Origin of the sequence: Candidatus Sodalis endolongispinus (genome assembly GCF_018777395.1) — a bacterium.
GTDB lineage: Bacteria > Pseudomonadota > Gammaproteobacteria > Enterobacterales > Enterobacteriaceae > Sodalis_B > Sodalis_B endolongispinus.
On the sequence record NZ_JAFJYC010000002.1, the window covers coordinates 323686 to 339895 of the forward strand.

At 54.3% G+C, this 16210-nt stretch carries 11 protein-coding genes, 1 tRNA gene, 1 other RNA gene and 3 pseudogenes; 7 read left to right on the forward strand and 9 right to left on the reverse strand.

Going from position 1 to position 16210, the window contains the following annotated elements:
- Positions 1–14 precede the first annotated feature (14 nt).
- A pseudogene (gene ansA / locus JZM24_RS14735) lies at positions 15–1034 on the reverse strand (asparaginase); the annotation flags it as partial.
- A 139-nt stretch (positions 1035–1173) separates the two neighbouring features.
- Positions 1174–3027 carry a signal peptide peptidase SppA gene (gene sppA, locus JZM24_RS14740; protein ID WP_215670590.1) on the reverse strand — a complete coding sequence of 618 codons (1854 nt, stop codon included), beginning with the start codon at positions 3025–3027 and terminating at the stop codon, positions 1174–1176.
- A gap of 227 nt (positions 3028–3254) precedes the next feature.
- On the opposite strand from sppA, the pseudogene JZM24_RS14745 reads away from it, so the two are divergent.
- Both JZM24_RS14745 and JZM24_RS14750 read left to right on the forward strand, forming a co-directional pair.
- Positions 3255–3806: pseudogene (locus tag JZM24_RS14745) on the forward strand (NAD(P)H nitroreductase).
- Positions 3807–4641: 835 nt separating this feature from the next.
- Positions 4642–6543 (forward strand): DNA topoisomerase III, encoded by a 1902-nt coding sequence (locus JZM24_RS14750; protein ID WP_312885051.1) that lies wholly within the window; start codon positions 4642–4644, stop codon positions 6541–6543.
- A gap of 165 nt (positions 6544–6708) precedes the next feature.
- On the opposite strand, the gene JZM24_RS14755 is transcribed toward JZM24_RS14750, so the two are convergent.
- The 6 genes and pseudogenes from JZM24_RS14755 to JZM24_RS14780 form a co-directional block, all read right to left on the reverse strand.
- Positions 6709–7140, reverse strand: a complete 432-nt coding sequence (locus JZM24_RS14755) for a pyrimidine (deoxy)nucleoside triphosphate diphosphatase (RefSeq protein WP_215670594.1) — start codon at positions 7138–7140, stop codon at positions 6709–6711.
- Complete coding sequence (xthA, locus tag JZM24_RS14760; protein ID WP_215670596.1) at positions 7137–7943, reverse strand: exodeoxyribonuclease III; 807 nt, start codon at positions 7941–7943, stop codon at positions 7137–7139. Before xthA ends, JZM24_RS14755 begins: the two co-directional genes overlap by 4 nt.
- Positions 7944–8057: 114 nt before the next feature.
- Positions 8058–8185: non-coding RNA, RtT sRNA (locus JZM24_RS14765), on the reverse strand.
- Between the two features lie 39 nt (positions 8186–8224).
- Positions 8225–8309: transfer RNA gene (locus tag JZM24_RS14770), tRNA-Tyr, on the reverse strand.
- A gap of 155 nt (positions 8310–8464) precedes the next feature.
- On the reverse strand, positions 8465–9313 hold the full coding sequence (purU, locus tag JZM24_RS14775) for a formyltetrahydrofolate deformylase (RefSeq protein ID WP_215670597.1): 849 nt from the start codon (positions 9311–9313) through the stop codon (positions 8465–8467).
- A gap of 68 nt (positions 9314–9381) precedes the next feature.
- Positions 9382–9847, reverse strand: a pseudogene (locus JZM24_RS14780) (YchJ family protein).
- Between the two features lie 459 nt (positions 9848–10306).
- Between JZM24_RS14780 and rssB the strand changes: the two are divergent.
- From rssB to JZM24_RS14800, 4 genes are all read left to right on the forward strand, one after another.
- Positions 10307–11320, forward strand: coding sequence for a two-component system response regulator RssB (rssB, locus tag JZM24_RS14785; RefSeq protein WP_215670599.1), 1014 nt, complete (start codon positions 10307–10309; stop codon positions 11318–11320).
- A gap of 193 nt (positions 11321–11513) precedes the next feature.
- On the forward strand, positions 11514–12416 hold the full coding sequence (gene galU, locus JZM24_RS14790; protein WP_215670602.1) for a UTP--glucose-1-phosphate uridylyltransferase GalU: 903 nt from the start codon (positions 11514–11516) through the stop codon (positions 12414–12416).
- A 50-nt stretch (positions 12417–12466) separates the two neighbouring features.
- Complete coding sequence (locus JZM24_RS14795) at positions 12467–13810, forward strand: UDP-glucose dehydrogenase family protein (protein WP_215670604.1); 1344 nt, start codon at positions 12467–12469, stop codon at positions 13808–13810.
- Positions 13811–13819: 9 nt separating this feature from the next.
- A complete protein-coding gene (locus tag JZM24_RS14800; RefSeq protein ID WP_215670605.1) occupies positions 13820–14827 on the forward strand; it encodes an NAD-dependent epimerase in 1008 nt (335 codons plus the stop codon).
- 254 nt (positions 14828–15081) lie between these two features.
- Here the strand turns inward: JZM24_RS14800 and JZM24_RS14805 are convergent, their stop codons facing one another.
- Positions 15082–15615: an XRE family transcriptional regulator gene (locus JZM24_RS14805; protein WP_215670607.1), complete on the reverse strand. Its 534-nt coding sequence runs from the start codon at positions 15613–15615 to the stop codon at positions 15082–15084.
- A gap of 175 nt (positions 15616–15790) precedes the next feature.
- On the opposite strand from JZM24_RS14805, the gene JZM24_RS14810 reads away from it, so the two are divergent.
- The gene (locus JZM24_RS14810; protein ID WP_215670384.1) at positions 15791–16210 is read left to right on the forward strand and encodes a hypothetical protein; all 420 of its coding nucleotides are present in this window, start codon (positions 15791–15793) and stop codon (positions 16208–16210) included.

Sequence of the window (16210 nt, forward strand, 5' to 3'; positions counted from 1 at the left end):
CCATCTCCCGATTCATCGTTGCTGCTCAATTCGCCGCGCAGATCCTGTTGCATGAGGTGACGAATAGCCTGGTCGGGCAACGATTGGCTTAGTAAAAAATGCAGCTTGGTCAGGGCGGCTTCCACCGTCATATCATACCCACTGAGGACGCCGGCGCGGGCTAGGGCGTTGCCGGTAGCATAACCGCCCATATCCACCCGACCGGACAGGCATTGCGTGAGATTCACCACCACGATACCCCGATCGCCTGCCTGCTTGAGTTCGTTGAGCAGTGCCGGATGCTGTGGCGCATTGCCCACACCATACGAACGCAGGATAAGCGCCCGAACCGGCTGGCGTAGAAAGTTACCGACCACATCTGCCGATATGCCGGGGTACAGAGTGACGACGCCCACCGGCTGCGGGGTAATATGGTGCACGATAAGCGGACCCGCGCCCGCGCCGGCCGGTGAGGGCGTCAGGCGGCGGATATGGATGCCGGCTTCCAGCAGCGGTGGCAAATTAGGCGAGGCGAAGGCATCGAAGCTATCGGCATGGACCTTGGTTGCGCGATTGCCGCGAAACAAGGTGTTATTAAAAAACAAACCAACCTCATTCACCGGGTAATGGGCAGCCAGATACAGGGCGTTAAGCAGGTTGATCTGGCCATCGGAACTCAGCGCTTACAGCGGGATCTGCGAGCCGGTGACAATCACCGGCTTATTTAGATTTTCCAGCATGAAGGACAGCGCCGAAGTGGTAAACGCCATGGTATCCGTCCCGTGCAGGATAACAAAGCCGTCATAGTTGGCGGCGATATCACGGGCTATGGTGTGCCAATCGTCGGGCGTCATGTCCGACGAATCGATGAGAGGAGCATATTCATGCACGGTAAAATCCGGCATTTCGGGACGGTAAAATTCCGGCATTCGCGCCAATTGACGCTGCAGATGCCCGGAAACCGGCACATAACCCTTGTCTGAGCGCTGCATACCGATGGTGCCGCCGGTATAGGCAACGTAAATAGATTTTTTTGCATGGTAGCGAAACGTTATGAACAGTAGCGCCAATTATAAGGCGCTTACTAAATAACACCAGTCGCCCGCGGCGGGCGAAAAAAAACGCCCGGCCAAGGTAGAGCGTTGATTCAGAAGGGCCCGGCGCTAGCGCGCCAGGATGTGCATGGGGCGCCCGCTAGCGCAGGGTTTGCTCGCAGGAAAGGCAAAAGGCGTAACGGTTTTGCGGATCGTTCCAGTTAAAGCCCAGGCCGGCATCCATCTTCAGCCTGTCCACCACCTGGGTGACCGGTGCCGGCAGCCAGGACTGAATCAGGTTCGGCATAAAGGCATACACCGACGCGCTGGTCTGCGTGAGCAGTAACTCCAACAGGCCTGGTTCATCCAGATACCAGTTCAACTGGTATTGCTTTAACTGCGCCAGCTCGGCGGCTTTACCCACCGCGTCGTCGAAATCCCCTAACCGATCGACCAGGCCGTTTTGCACCGCATCGCTGCCAATCCAGACATGGCCTTGGCCGATTTTATCAATCTCCTCGTGGGTCTTGTGGCGGGACTCGGCGACCAGGGTGATAAAGTTACGATAACCGTTTTCAACGTTAAGTTGCATCATCTGAGAGAATTCCGCCGGCAGCGTTTTGGTCATCGACACATCCGCCAGCGGTGAAGTGGCAACGCCATCTGTGTGGACACCAATACTGTCGAGGGAATTCTCCACGGTGTTTATCACCCCGAAGATGCCAATCGACCCGGTCAAGGTGCTGGCGCTGGCGATGATGGCATTGGCCGGGGTAGACACCCAATAACCGCCCGAGGCCGCCATACCGCCCATGGAGACCACCACCGGTTTGCCCGCCGCACGTGCCGCGGCCAGCTCGGAACGAATGACCGCAGAAGCGTTTACGCTGCCGCCAGGGCTGTTAACCCGGAATACAATGGCTTTGATGTCGGGGTCCAGCCGCGCGTCGCGGATTTGGTCGGCGGTGGTGTCGCCTCCGACCGATCCTGGCGTTTCCGGGCCGTCGATGATAGCGCCATTGGCGAAGATCACGGCGATTTGCCCGCCCTGTTGCGACGGCGTCACCGGCTGATAATCATAAATACTGATGCCATTAAACGCTTTGTCACGCTTGTTACAGCCAAACGCTTTAGTCAGCGCCGTGTCAATCGTGGCGCGGGACGCGACTTCATCCACCCATTTGTTATTAAGCGCGAATTGTGCGTTATTACCCTCGACCGCGCGCAGGCCTGCCAGCATCGCCTGGGCGCCCGGGAACAACTGCTCCGGGGTAGTTTGCCTGTTGGCCGCCACCGTCGACAGATAGTGTTGCCACAGCTGACCTACCCAGCGGCTATCGGCTTCGCGCGCGTCGTCGGACATATTGTCGCGCAGGAAAGGTTCGACCGCGGATTTATAGGTGCCAACGCGGAAGATATGGCTGTTGACTTTTAGCTTGTCGAGTAAGGTTTTATAGTAAAGATTATTCGTTGCGATGCCGTGTAAACCCACCGCGCCCTGAGGCGTGAGATAGATTTTATTGGCATAGCTGGCAAGAAAATATTGCGCCTGACTATAGCTGTCGCCCACGGCATAGATAGGTTTACCGCTATCGCGGAATTCGCGCAGCGCTTTGCCGATGTACTCCAGCGAGGCTTGATCAGCCCCGGCGAAATCCTTCAACGACAAGACCAGCCCGGTGATATTGGCGTCGTTTTTCGCCTGACGTATCGTATCCACCACGTTAAACAGCGAATTTTCCTGCAGCCGGTTACTGGAAGCGCCAAGCAATTCGCGGCCGAGTTGACGGAATTTATTATTCATGGCTGGCTTGTCCACCACCGTACCGGTCAGATCCATCACCAGCGCGCCTTTTGCCAGCGTGGGCGGCGTGTGACGCATTTGTAAATAGATCCCGACCACGACGATGATGAGTACCACCAAAAATACGTTGAGGATAAATTCGCGGATGAAATTCAGTAAACGCCAGCACCATTTGAACGGGCCGGAAATAATTCGCCACAATATGCGCATGAGATCTCCAATAAAACTGCGAAGTTCAAAATCATAATATAAAATTTGTCCGGCCGCGCTCTAAAAAACGCTCCAGGTAAATCTTACCAGCGCGCGTCAGAACCGGTTAGCCCGGGTGGGGGCAAAAAAAAGCCGCCGACCTCTTGCCGCCACTGTCGATAGCAGACTGTTACCGGCCAGAGCACTATGATACCGTTAGCGCCATACCTTACATCAGGAGTAAACTCATGGATGCATTGGAACTGTTACTGAATCGCCGTTCTGCTTCCCGGCTAACCGAGCCCGGGCCGGCCGGGGAAAAGCTGTACCTGCTTTTGCGTGCGGGTATGCGCGCCCCAGACCATGGTGCCCTGTAGCCGTGGCGTTTTATCATCATCGAAGGCGCAGGCCTCACCCGTTTTAGCGAGTTACTCGGTCAGTCGGCGATTAACGCCGGGATGGATCAAAAGGGAATTGAAAAAGCGCAACAGGCGCCGTTTCGTGCGCCGCTGATTATCGCGGTCGTGGCCTATTGCGATAGCCAAAGCAATGTACCGCGCTGGGAGCAGCTGGTTTCCGCCGGCTGCGCGGTACACGCCATGCAAATGGCGGCGCTGGCCCAAGGGTTCAACGGTATTTGGCGCACCGGCCTGTGGACCTCCCAGCCGGATGTGCGCGCCGCATTCGGCTGTCGCGAACAAGATGAGATTGTCGGCTTCCTCTATCTTGGGACCCCACAGCTGAAAGCCAGCACCACGCTTTTGCCACCCGATACTGACGCTTACGTGCGCCGCTTCTGATTGGCCGACGCGAGCTGTTATCTCTGCAATGCTGTGGAACACAACGTGTTTATGCACTCTTAAGCGAATTTATGCGCAGTAAAGAGGATTTTTGTTGACCTTTTTGGTTACACGGCGGACTTAGTCATCGTGTAATGTCACCTGTTTCCCCGTGGTTTTTTTGTCGCGTTTATTTTTGGTAGCCCAGTTGGATGCGAAAATCACCACGGTATCGGGTGAACAAATGAAGATGTGCAAGGGCGTTACTCATTTCCCAAACGGTGATGGCTATAGCAAAGGAACCAAAGCTTTTATTGAGGGTAAAACCTACCCTTCAGTCCGTGCTGCAGGATACAGTGGAAAGCACGTCAGGCAGTCTAAAAGAACCTCAACGTTGTTTCCCGGAAAGATAAAAGGGTGTTCAAAGGCGCTCTTAATAAGCGCGAGGGCCCCTCAGCGCCAATGGGGGAAGTATTTATGGAGTTCCCATTTAATGGTCATTTTTAGTCATTCCAGACTCTTTTTTGCAGAATAAAATCATCATGGTTATTTGGCCCTCATTCCACGGGGCTGACCCGAGAGGGTGAGGCGCATCTGACACTCTGTCAGTCAGTGTTTTTTGTATTTAGCAACGCGCCGGGACAGCGCAAACATCCGTGGACTCCCACTCACCCGGACGCGGTGTGCCCTGCGCAGGTCGCGATGTGTCTCACAGCAAGTGATGAAGGCGCAGCGCCGGTAGGCGTAAAATGCTATGCTGATGCGTTAAAACAGATGCTAACCTTGGCTGTACACCTCACACATGCAGTTGTTTATTGCCGAAAAACCCAGTCTGGCCCGCGCGATCGCCGATGTTTTGCCACAGCCCCATCGGCGGGGCGATGGCTATATTGCCTGCGGTCCTGATCACGTGGTGACCTGGTGTATTGGTCATCTGTTGGAGCAGGCGCAGCCTGATGTCTATGATGGTCGTTATGCCCGCTGGTCGCTGGCGGATTTGCCTATTATCCCGGAAAAATGGCGGCTGCAGCCGCGGCCCTCGGTGCAAAAACAACTGAAGGTGATTAACACGCTGCTGGCAAAGTCTGAACAGGTTATTCACGCCGGTGACCCGGATCGCGAAGGGCAATTGCTGGTGGATGAAGTGTTGGATTATCTGGCGCTTGACGAAGTTAAACGCCGGGGCGCCAAGCGCTGTCTGGTCAATGATCTCAATCCCCAGGCGGTGAGTAAAGCGGTGAGCCGCCTGCGGGATAATATCGAGTTTGTGCCGCTGTGCGTGTCGGCGCTGGCGCGTGCCCGTGCCGACTGGCTATACGGTATCAACATGACCCGCGCTTACACCTTGATAGGCCGGAACGCCGGCTATCAGGGCGTTTTATCGGTGGGAAGGGTGCAGACGCCGGTGCTGGGCCTGGTGGTCAAGCGTGATGAAGAAATTGAACATTTCGTACCCAAAGCTTATTTTGAAGTCAAAGCACATATCGTGACACCGTCCCAGGCGCATTTTACGGCACTGTGGGTGCCGAGCGACGCCTGTGACAGCTGGCAGGATGAGGAAGGGCGCTTGCTGCATCGCCCGCTGGCGGAACATGTCGTTGCCCGTATTACCGGCCAGCCGGCGCACGTCACGCTATATCAAGACAAGCGGGAGTCGGAGGCAGCGCCGCAGCCGTTTTCGCTGTCGACGCTGCAAATAGAGGCCGCCAAACGCTTCGGACTGAGCGCGCAGCAGGTGCTTGATACCTGCCAGCGGCTGTATGAAACCCATAAGCTCATCACCTATCCCCGCTCTGATTGCCGTTATTTGCCAGAGGAGCATTTCGCCGGGCGTCAGGCGGTGTTTGCCGCCATTGCCGCGCATCAGCCCGGTCTGATGACGCAGGGTCAACTGGATACCGACCAGCGCAACCGCTGCTGGAATGATAAAAAGGTGGATGCCCATCACGCTATTATTCCTACCGCCCGCGCCAGCCGCGCGACGCTTAACGACAGCGAGCAGAAAATTTATGCTCTGGTGGCGCGTCAGTATCTCATGCAGTTCTGTGCTGACGCGGTGTTTCGCCGCTGCACTATCGAGCTGGATATTGCCGGGGGCAAATTCGTCGCCCGGGCCCGTTTCCTCGCCGAGGCCGGTTGGCTCCCTCTGTTGGGCGCGAAAGAGCGGGATGAGGAAGACGAAGGCACGCCGTTGCCGGTGGTCGCCGAAGGGGATGCGCTGCTTTGCGAGCGCGGCGAGGTGGTAGCGCGCGAAACACAGCCGCCGCGGCCGTTTACCGACGCCAGCCTGTTGTCGGCCATGACCGGCATTGCCCGTTTTGTACAAGATAAAGCGCTGAAGAAAATTTTGCGCGCCACCGACGGCCTGGGCACCGAAGCGACGCGCGCCGGCATTATCGAGTTATTGTTCAAGCGCGGTTTTTTATTCAAACAAGGGCGTTACATCCACGCCAGCGACACCGGCCGCGGTTTGATCCATGCGCTGCCGCCGAGCGCCGCCAGCCCGGACATGACCGCGCAGTGGGAGGCGTCATTAACCCAGATAAGTGAGAAGCAGTGCCGCTATCAGGACTTTATGCAGCCGTTGACGCAAACGCTGCAGCAGCTTATTCAGCAGGTACGCCAGCAGCCCGCGCCTTCATCGCTGCGGGGGCTGCCGCCGGCGAGTGAAAAACCGGCGGTCAAGCGTGCGCGGCGTAAGCGTCAACCCCCGGCGTCCCCCGCCAGCCCACGTCCACCGGCCGGGAGTGCGGCTTAACCTTCCAAGCGGGGGACAACACCGCTCAGAGGCTAAGAGGTGGCCGCGACAGGGGTAGTCAGTACCGATAAGGCAAGTCCACGCGTGTGATGGCGAGTCCGCGTGCGTTATCAGGGTGACGTGGCTGGCGTTTGTTATCGATAGAGTGCGGCTAACCGCGTGCTCTCAGGGCGCGTCGACAAGGGTATCATCCCCGCGCGCATTTTGGGCTATCAACGCTTGGATGAGAGGGGCATCCGACGGCGCCAGCGGCATCATGAGCGCGTTAATGGGCGAAAGCCACAGGCAGTCACTGTGACAGTGTAACAGTGACTCGCCGCTAAAGTCTGTAACCCGCCAGCCATAAAGCACAATTTCCCGCGTCCCGACCACATGGCGTTGACTGGCGACAAACGTGCCAATATGGGCGCGGAGGGATAATTCTTCAAACAGCTCACGCCTGAGCGCCTGGGGCTGCGTTTCCCCCGGCTCGACTTTCCCTCCGGGGAGCTCCCATAACCCCGGCTGGTCGCGGCTATCGTCGCGCCGGGCCAGCAGCAGGGCGCCATTACGCAGGATAAGACCCGCGACGATCGTAAGCGGTTGCAAGGCAGTCACAAAGCGAAATCCGCCCACACCGGTGCGTGATCGGACGGTTTGTCCATGGAGCGAATGGCGTAATCGATGCCGGTCGCGCGGACGGACGCCGCCAGTGGCCGCGAGGCCAGCAGCAGGTCGATGCGCAGGCCTCGGTTTTCATCAAAGCCGCGCGAGCGATAGTCAAACCAAGAGTAGCGACTATCGTCGGTCGGGTTGGCCTGGCGGTAAGTGTCTACCAGACCCCATGCCAGCAGGTGTTCCATCCATGCCCGCTCCTCCGGCAAAAATGAGCACTTCCCGGTACGAAGCCAGCGTTTACGGCTCTCTTCGCCGATTCCGATATCCAGATCGGTGGGGCTGATATTCATATCTCCCATAATCAGCAGCAGGGATTCGCCATGGTGGCTTTGCTCCACATAGGCCTGCAAATCGCGGTAGAAACGCGCTTTAGCCGGAAATTTAACCGGATGGTCACGGCTTTCGCCTTGGGGAAAGTAGCCGTTAACCACCGTCAACACGCCTTTCTGTGTAAGGAAATCAGCCATGATAATGCGGCGTTGCGCCTCTGCGTCGTCGGTAGTAAAACCGCGGCGGACGGCCAAGGGTTTCTCGCGGCTAAGCAGCGCCACGCCGTAGTGTCCCTTCTGGCCGTGATAATAGACATGGTAACCGTGGCGCGACACCTCTTCGAGAGGGAACATATCGTCGTGAACTTTGGTTTCCTGCAGACCGATGACGTCCGGCTGTAGCGTCGTGATAATGGCTTCAAGCTGATGCGGGCGGGCACGTAGCCCGTTGATATTGAATGAAACAAACTTCATTTTTTGCGCCAGGTGAGAGTATTTCGGCCGATGTTAGCAGAAACCGCTGGCTAAGGAAACGCGCGTCAATCGTCCCACGGCTCGGGAGAATGGTCAGCGGGAAGTGTATTGGGAGGCTGGTGCGGGAAGGATGATTCGGCGCGTTGCGCCTCACCCTTCGGGCCGATGCTGCGCATCGTTGTCTCGCGCTGATCGACGCGAAACTGGGTCGAAGGTTCTCACGGTCCCCGCGAAGAACAGGGAAGCCGAGGTGCGTCGTATGAACAGGGGGTTTATTCAGATGGTGGTGGGGGAAGGATTCGAACCTTCGAAGTCTGTGACGGCAGATTTACAGTCTGCTCCCTTTGGCCGCTCGGGAACCCCACCTGAGCGAAAACATGCAATAACGCGTCAAGCGGGGCGCATCATATTAAATAAAGCGCTAACGCGCGCGGCCCGATTCTTTTGCCGCTTTTTTCTCCACTCGTGCACAAAATCACCCCAGCGACGGCGGGCTCGCAGCAGGCGGCCCGGGCGCGGCCTTAAAAAATCACGGTCCGATTGCCGTAGACAAAAACCCGATGCGCAAGCACGCGGTACAGCGCCCGGCTCAGCACATTTTTCTCGACATCCCGGCCCGCACGCATCATATCTTCCGCAGTGTAAGTATGATCGACGTGAATCACGTCCTGGATAATGATGGGACCTTCATCCAGATTGTCGTTAACGTAATGGGCGGTGGCGCCGATGATTTTCACCCCGCGCTCATAGGCCTGATGGTAGGTGCGCGCACCGATGAACGCCGGTAGGAATGAATGATGAATATTGATGATTTGATTGGGATAGTGACGGACAAACGCCGGTGTTAGCACGCGCATGTATTTCGCCAGCACCACATAGTCGGGGGCGAAAGTGTCAATCAACGCCATCATGCGCGCATCATGCTCTTCACGGCTGAAGCCATCGTGGCTGACCAGATGAAAGGGAATATCAAAGCGTTCCGCCAGCGCCCGCAGCGTCTCGTGGTTGCCTATTACCGCGGCAATATCCACATCGAGACCACCGTAGGCGCTTTTCATCAGCAAATCCCCCAAACAATGGGCCTCTTTCGTCACCAGCACCACAATGCGACGACGGCCGGCACGATTGAGTTCCCGCACCGTCCCCGCCGGCAGGACCTCGTCCAAATCGGCCAGCAGCGCCTCGTCATTGAAGAGCCCCTCCAATTCGGTGCGCATAAAAAAGCGGCCGGTATGGTGGTCAACATATTCGTTGTTCTGCACGATATTAAGCTGATGCTTGAAACAAATGCTGGTGATTTGCGCAATCAGGCCTTTCGCATCCGGGCACAGGGTGCGTAATACTTTTCTTTGTACATTTTGCGACTGCATTGACTTGCGGATCCTGTCCTGTCTATGAGGTTTTGCCATGAAACGGCCCGCGAGAAACATGGGCCGGATTATTGTCCACAACACTTTTTGTATTTAAGGCCGGACCCGCACGGGCACGGCGCGTTTCTGCCGGGTACGATATGCCGGCCGTCAACATAATACCAGCGTTCATTGAGGCGGACAAAGCGGGAACGTTCATGAATAAAGCCGTTGCGCCGCTGACGCTCGTCATAGAAGCGCGCCAAAAAGGTCACATAGCCGGTATCGCTATCCTGGCCGGTGGCGCATTCCTGCACTTCTAGGCCCCGCCAGCGGGTTGTGCCAAAGCCGGCCGTGATTTCATCGCGCCACGCCTCGGCGCCGGCTTGCGGGTGCCAGGTGGCTATCAGATAATTAACATTTTGTAAGACATAGGCGCTGTAGCGTGAACGCATCAGCTGTTCTGGCGTCTCGGGTAGCGCGCCTTTAGCAATAAAAAGAGGCGCAGCAGTCGGCATAAAGCTTACCGCTGTCGCAGGGGCAAAGTGAGCGCACGGGACTTCCAGGTAACAAGTGGTGTCCAAACCTGACACGGCTAAACACGCAGACAAAAAGGTATTTTACCCTTATCTACCGCGGGCGCGACGCTTTTGCCAAAAAACAGAGGAATTAATGCCCGGCAGGCGTCGTTAGGGCGGGTTTTCCCCTTTAATCGGTGGTTAACCCTTGTCAAGTCAGCGCGAAAGCTCCATCATTTTGCACTGCAAAGATGCAAATTTCCCTAAGGGCGACTACTCTCGTAAGAGGTGCATCGGGATTTTAACGTCGCTGGCATCAGTATCATGGCCGTTAAATGGGGTAGCAATGGGGCCGTCTGGTTAGCCGGGCGCCCAAGTTTTTGACTATGTGAGCGAATGAAAAACCAGCAGCAGAACAAACAGCCCCTATCATTACTTATAAGCAAAAGTGGTGTGTTTCAGCCACTGTCGGAAATAAGCGGAGGAAGGGGTTTCAATGGCCAAACCGTTAGCAAACAAATTAGTTCTAATCATTGAGGACGAGGCGGTTTTTCGATCCGTGCTGAAGCAATTCCTTCTGACACTAGGGGCTGATGTCGTCGAAGCAGATCAAGGACAGCATGCGTTGGATAGGCTGGTGTCCATCCGACCCGATCTGATCATCTGCGATCTGGAAATGCCGGAAATGAACGGTCTGACCTTTGTTGAGCGTTTTCGCGCGACCGATACCGCCACGCCGATCCTGATTGTTTCCGGCACCGATCAAATGACCGATATCACCCGGGTTCTCAGACTCGGGGTGCAAGATGTCCTGCTTAAACCGGTGGAGGATTTCGCCCGCCTGCGTGAAACGGTTCTCGGATGCCTTTACCCCGATATGTTCACCTCCAAGGTTGATGAAGAAGAGCAACTGTTTCAGGATTGGGACGCGCTGAGTCAGCATCCCGGCGCCGCGGCCAAACTGCTCAAGAAGCTACAACCGCCCGTGCAGCAGCATATCGCGCATTGCCGGGTCAACTATCGCCAGCTGACCATGGCGGAACAACCGGGTCTGGTTCTGGATATCGCCGCGCTTTCCGATCATGATTTGGCCTTTTACTGTCTTGATGTCACGCGCGCGGAAGAAAAAGGCGTCTTGGCGGCGCTGCTACTGCGGGCGTTGTTCAACGGTTTATTGCAGGCGCATCTGGCCAATCGCGCCCACCGGTTGCCGGAATTATCCACCTTGTTAAAACAGGTGAATCAACTTTTGCGTAAAGCCAATCTGGAAGGACAATTTCCTTTATTAGTAGGCTATTATCATCGCGTAATGAATAATTTAATTTTGGTTTCAGCCGGCCTCAACGCGACGTTGAATACCAATAATCAGCAGATCCAGCTTAATAGCGGTGTGCCGTTAGGCTCGATGGGGAATGCCTACCTTAATCAGGTCAGCCAACACTGTACCGCCTGGCAGTGCCAGGTCTGGGACGCTGGCGGCCGTCTGCGACTGATGCTCAACACCGATTGACGGGCAAACGCGCGTCGACTTTCGTTTAGAGAATAATCAAGTTAATACCTTTTAACACTCACTATTGGGTAATTGTCCTATTTTAGACTGAACGCCCATTATTCCACGGGTTTCCCATGCCGAAACTGATATAATCGAAAAGTTAAACATATTATAGAGATAAAATATTATCTTAACGAACGAGAGGTGGTTCATGTCTGCTATTACGACCAAAGTGAAAAAAGCAGTAATCCCGGTGGCGGGACTGGGCACACGAATGTTGCCGGCAACCAAAGCTATCCCGAATGAAATGCTTCCCCTGGTGGATAAGCCGCTGATTCAGTATGTGGTGAACGAATGCATCGCCGCGGGCATCAATGAAATCATTTTGGTAACCCACTCCTCCAAGAACTCCATTGAAAACCATTTCGATACCAGCTTTGAGCTGGAAGCGATGTTGGAAAAACGCGTAAAGCGGCAGCTGTTGGCTGAAATCCAGGCGATTTGTCCGCCGCATGTCACCATTATGCAGGTCAGGCAGGGGCTGGCCAAAGGGCTAGGTCATGCGGTATTGTGCGCACATCCGCTGGTGGGTGACGAGCCGGTTGCGGTGATTTTGCCCGACGTGATTATTGATGAATATGAATCCAACCTAAAGACCGAAAATCTGGCGGCGATGCTAAAACGCTTTGAAGAGACCGGCCGTAGCCAAATTCTGGTCGAGCCGGTGGAAGATGTCACCAGCTACGGCGTGGTCGATTGTCAGGGCGCGACCCTCAGCCCGGGTGAAAGCGTAGCAATGGTTGGCGTGGTCGAAAAACCGTCGGCTGAAGAGGCGCCGTCGAATTTGTCCGTCGTTGGCCGTTATGTCCTTTCCGCCGATATCTGGGCGCTGCTGGAAAAAACCCCGCCGGGGGCCGGTAATGAAATCCAGTTGACCGATGCCATTGCGATGCTGATGGACAAAGAAACCGTCGAGGCTTATCACCTGAAAGGGTTGAGCCACGACTGCGGTAACAAACTGGGCTACATGCAGGCGTTCGTTGAATATGGCCTGCGTCATGAAAGTCTTGGCAAAGAGTTCAAAACGTGGTTGAAAGACGCCATTACAGAATAAAGCGCTGAAGCTTTTTCGCTAATTATTGACACAGACCAGGATCTTCTAACATGAAAGTAACGGTTTTTGGCATCGGCTATGTCGGCTTGGTGCAGGCTGCGGTTTTGGCCGAAGTGGGGCACGACGTATTGTGCGTCGACGTAGATGAGCGCAAAGTCGAGAATCTGAAAAAAGGCGTGATTCCCATTTATGAACCGGGGCTGACGCCGCTGGTGCAGCAGAATTATGAATCCGGCCGGCTGAAATTTACCACGGACGCGCAGGCCGGCGTCAATCATGGTGTTATGCAGTTTATTGCGGTGGGCACGCCGCCGGACGAAGACGGTTCGGCAGACTTGAAATATGTCACCGCCGTGGCGCGCACCATTGCCCAACATATGCAGGATCACAAAGTGGTCCTGGATAAGTCCACCGTGCCGGTCGGTACTGCGGATAAAGTCCGCGCCGTGATGCAAGAAACGCTGCAAAGCCGTAACAGCACGCTGACCTTCTATGTGGTGTCCAATCCTGAGTTTTTAAAGGAAGGAGCGGCGGTGGCAGACTGCATGCGCCCTGAGCGCATTGTGGTCGGCACCGACAACGAAGATGTGGTGGACTTGCTTCATGAACTGTATGAGCCATTCAACCGCAATCACGACCGAATGATACTCATGGATATCCGCAGCGCCGAGCTGACGAAATATGCCGCCAACTGTATGTTGGCGACGAAGATAAGCTTCATGAATGAAATGTCCAACCTGGCGGAGCTGCTGGGGGCGGATGTGGAGAAGGTGCGCCAGGGTATCGGTTCCGACTCGCGCATTGGCTACAGCTTTATTTATCCCGGCTGTGGGTATGGCGGCTCCTGCTTCCCGAAAGACGTACAGGCGCTCATCCGTACCGCCGAGCAGATCGGTTACCAGCCCAAGCTGCTGCAGGCGGTGGAAGATGTCAACTACAAACAAAAAGACAAATTGCCCATTTTCATCCGCCGCCATTTCGGCGATGACCTGCGCGGTAAAACCTTTGCACTGTGGGGCCTGTCGTTCAAGCCCAACACCGACGATATGCGCGAAGCATCAAGCCGGGTGTTGATGGAAACGCTATGGGAGTCGGGGGCCACCATTCAGGCTTTCGATCCTGAAGCGATGAATGAAACCCAGCGCATCTATGGCCACCGTGACGATCTGCAACTGATGGGCACCAAAGAAGCCGCCTTGCGTGGCGCCGATGCCCTGGTTATCTGCACCGAATGGCAGAATTTCCGCGCACCGAATTTTGATGTCATTAAATCGGCGCTGAAACAGCCCGTTATCTTTGATGGCCGTAATTTATACGATCCGGAGCGCCTCTATAATCGTGGTTTTGTCTATTATGGTGTCGGCCGCGGCGCGTCGCTTGCTTCTCATAAATAAGAGACCACGATGAAATTTCTGGTCACCGGCGCCGCCGGTTTTATCGGCTATCATGTCAGCGGGCGTCTGCTCGCTGACGGTCATCAGGTGGTCGGCATCGACAACCTGAGCGATTATTACGATGTGTCGCTGAAACAAGCCCGTCTTGACGATTTACAGGTCTACGACGCTTTTCGCTTTCACAAGCTTGATTTGGCGGACCGACAAGGCATTGCCAGCCTGTTTGCCAACCAACGGTTCGAGCGGGTGATTCACCTTGGCGCACAGGCCGGGGTACGTTACTCGCTGGAAAACCCGTTGGCGTATGGCGACGCTAATCTGATAGGTCATCTCAATATTCTTGATGGCTGCCAGCACAATCAGGTGCAGCACCTGCTGTATGCTTCCTCAAGTTCGGTCTATGGCCTCAACCGCAAGTTGCCTTTCTCAACGGATGATACCGTCGATCATCCGGTGTCGCTGTACGCGGCCACCAAAAAAGCCAACGAGTTGATGGCGCATAGCTATGCTCACCTTTACCAATTGCCTACCACCGGCCTGCGCTTTTTTACCGTTTACGGCCCGTGGGGTCGCCCGGATATGGCATTGTTCAAGTTCACCCGGGCGATGCTCAACGGTGAGCGTATCGATGTCTATAACGGCGGTGAGATGTTACGAGATTTCACCTATATCGACGATATCGTGGAAGCGATCGTGCGCCTGCAGGCCGTTATTCCAGCGCCGGATGCCGGCTGGACGGTAGAAACCGGTTCACCGGCGGCGAGTTCCGCGCCTTACCGCGTTTATAATATCGGTAACAGTCAGACGGTGAAGCTGATGGACTATATCGAGGCACTGGAAAACGCGCTCGGCATTCAGGCAGAAAAAAACCTGCTGCCAATGCAGCCCGGTGATGTGCTGGAAACCAGCGCGGATACTCAGGCGCTGTATCGTGCCATTGGCTTTAAACCGCAGACGCCGGTGTCGGAAGGGGTGAAACGTTTCGTGAATTGGTATCGCGACTATTACCAGCGCTAATGTATTCTCCCTGAATAAAGAAAAAACGGCCCGTAGTATAGATAAGTAATTTATTTGATACTTACGGGAATTGGCGGGATCTGGCGGGAATTCGTGAGATTTCTTAGGCTTAGGGATGATTTATGTATTTGATACCGATGAACAAAAAAGAGCCTATAGGCAAACATTTGATACTCACCACTACGGCCTTAAAACCGCTTTAATACTTAAAAAACCCAACTCTTTTGGGTTTAGCCAGTGCATCAAGCACTGGCCTAATACTTATAATTTACTTCCTTCGTAAGGGTACTACATTGCTTGATAGCATGTAAAATCTCTCTGACTCGATCAGCCGGTAGTTCCTGCAAACTTAAAGCAGCCGTCCGTTGTTCTCCTGAAAGCTTAAGTAAATCCAAGCCTCCTTGTTCCAGCAGCAATGCCAGTACTTCAGCGCCTTTACGCCCTAGCAATCTAGCTAGCTTTTTTCGCTCTACAGGCTCCAGCGATCTTAAAATAGCATTAAGGTCTTGCAGGTCTTGATCATCAGGTAATGATACATCCTGCTGTGCCTGCTGACCATTTACCAGCCAGTCAATACCGACACTCTCTTTATGAGCAATAATCTGAACCATACTTAGCAATGGTTGCGTATTCTTGCTTAAGTGGTTATTCAAAGTTGATGTTGGAATCCCCCAGTCTTTTGCTGCCGCACGGACACTTCTGTTACCTATAAGCATTCGTAGGCGATCTTTAAAACTTTCTTTTCCATCAAATTGCAAGGAAAGAGGCTTGCTTTTGGTGCTTGTCATTTTCTTTTCCTATAACTAATTGAAAAAATAAGATTAACTTAACTTGGTTAACCAAAGGGCTTTAACTGAAAAGAAAGATGCTAATTTGATTTACTTTGATTTAAGTTAGGATTATTGTCGTATCTACAGATAACACCAGCGTGTTATCGGTACGCTAACTGTTCAGGGTAATCGAATGATGCTTAGAAATGAAGAAATAAACCGCGACTGGCGCAGGGAGTACATTGTTGCGGCAGTACATGTGAAGGGATTCACGTTGCGGCAACTCTCGTTAGACGGTGGTGGTGATTGGGTATTCAATAAAAACGGGCATTTTTACTCTCCCCAAGCACTCCATGCCGCAGGCGCTACCTATCAAGAAGATGGCAATATCCACGGGTCATTATGGGGCGGCCATCTTAGCGGATGGCTAAATAATACTTTTGTACGTGATATTCGATTGGGCCACATGCAGGAGGTTCAGGTATGGAAAGGACCAGGCATTCGCGATGAAGCCTCCTATGTGATCACTGGCGTATACAACGGGAATGTTGATGCCTATGTGGATTATGTTCAGCGCCGTATCTTACAAAAAACGTTAACGGTAATTGGATAA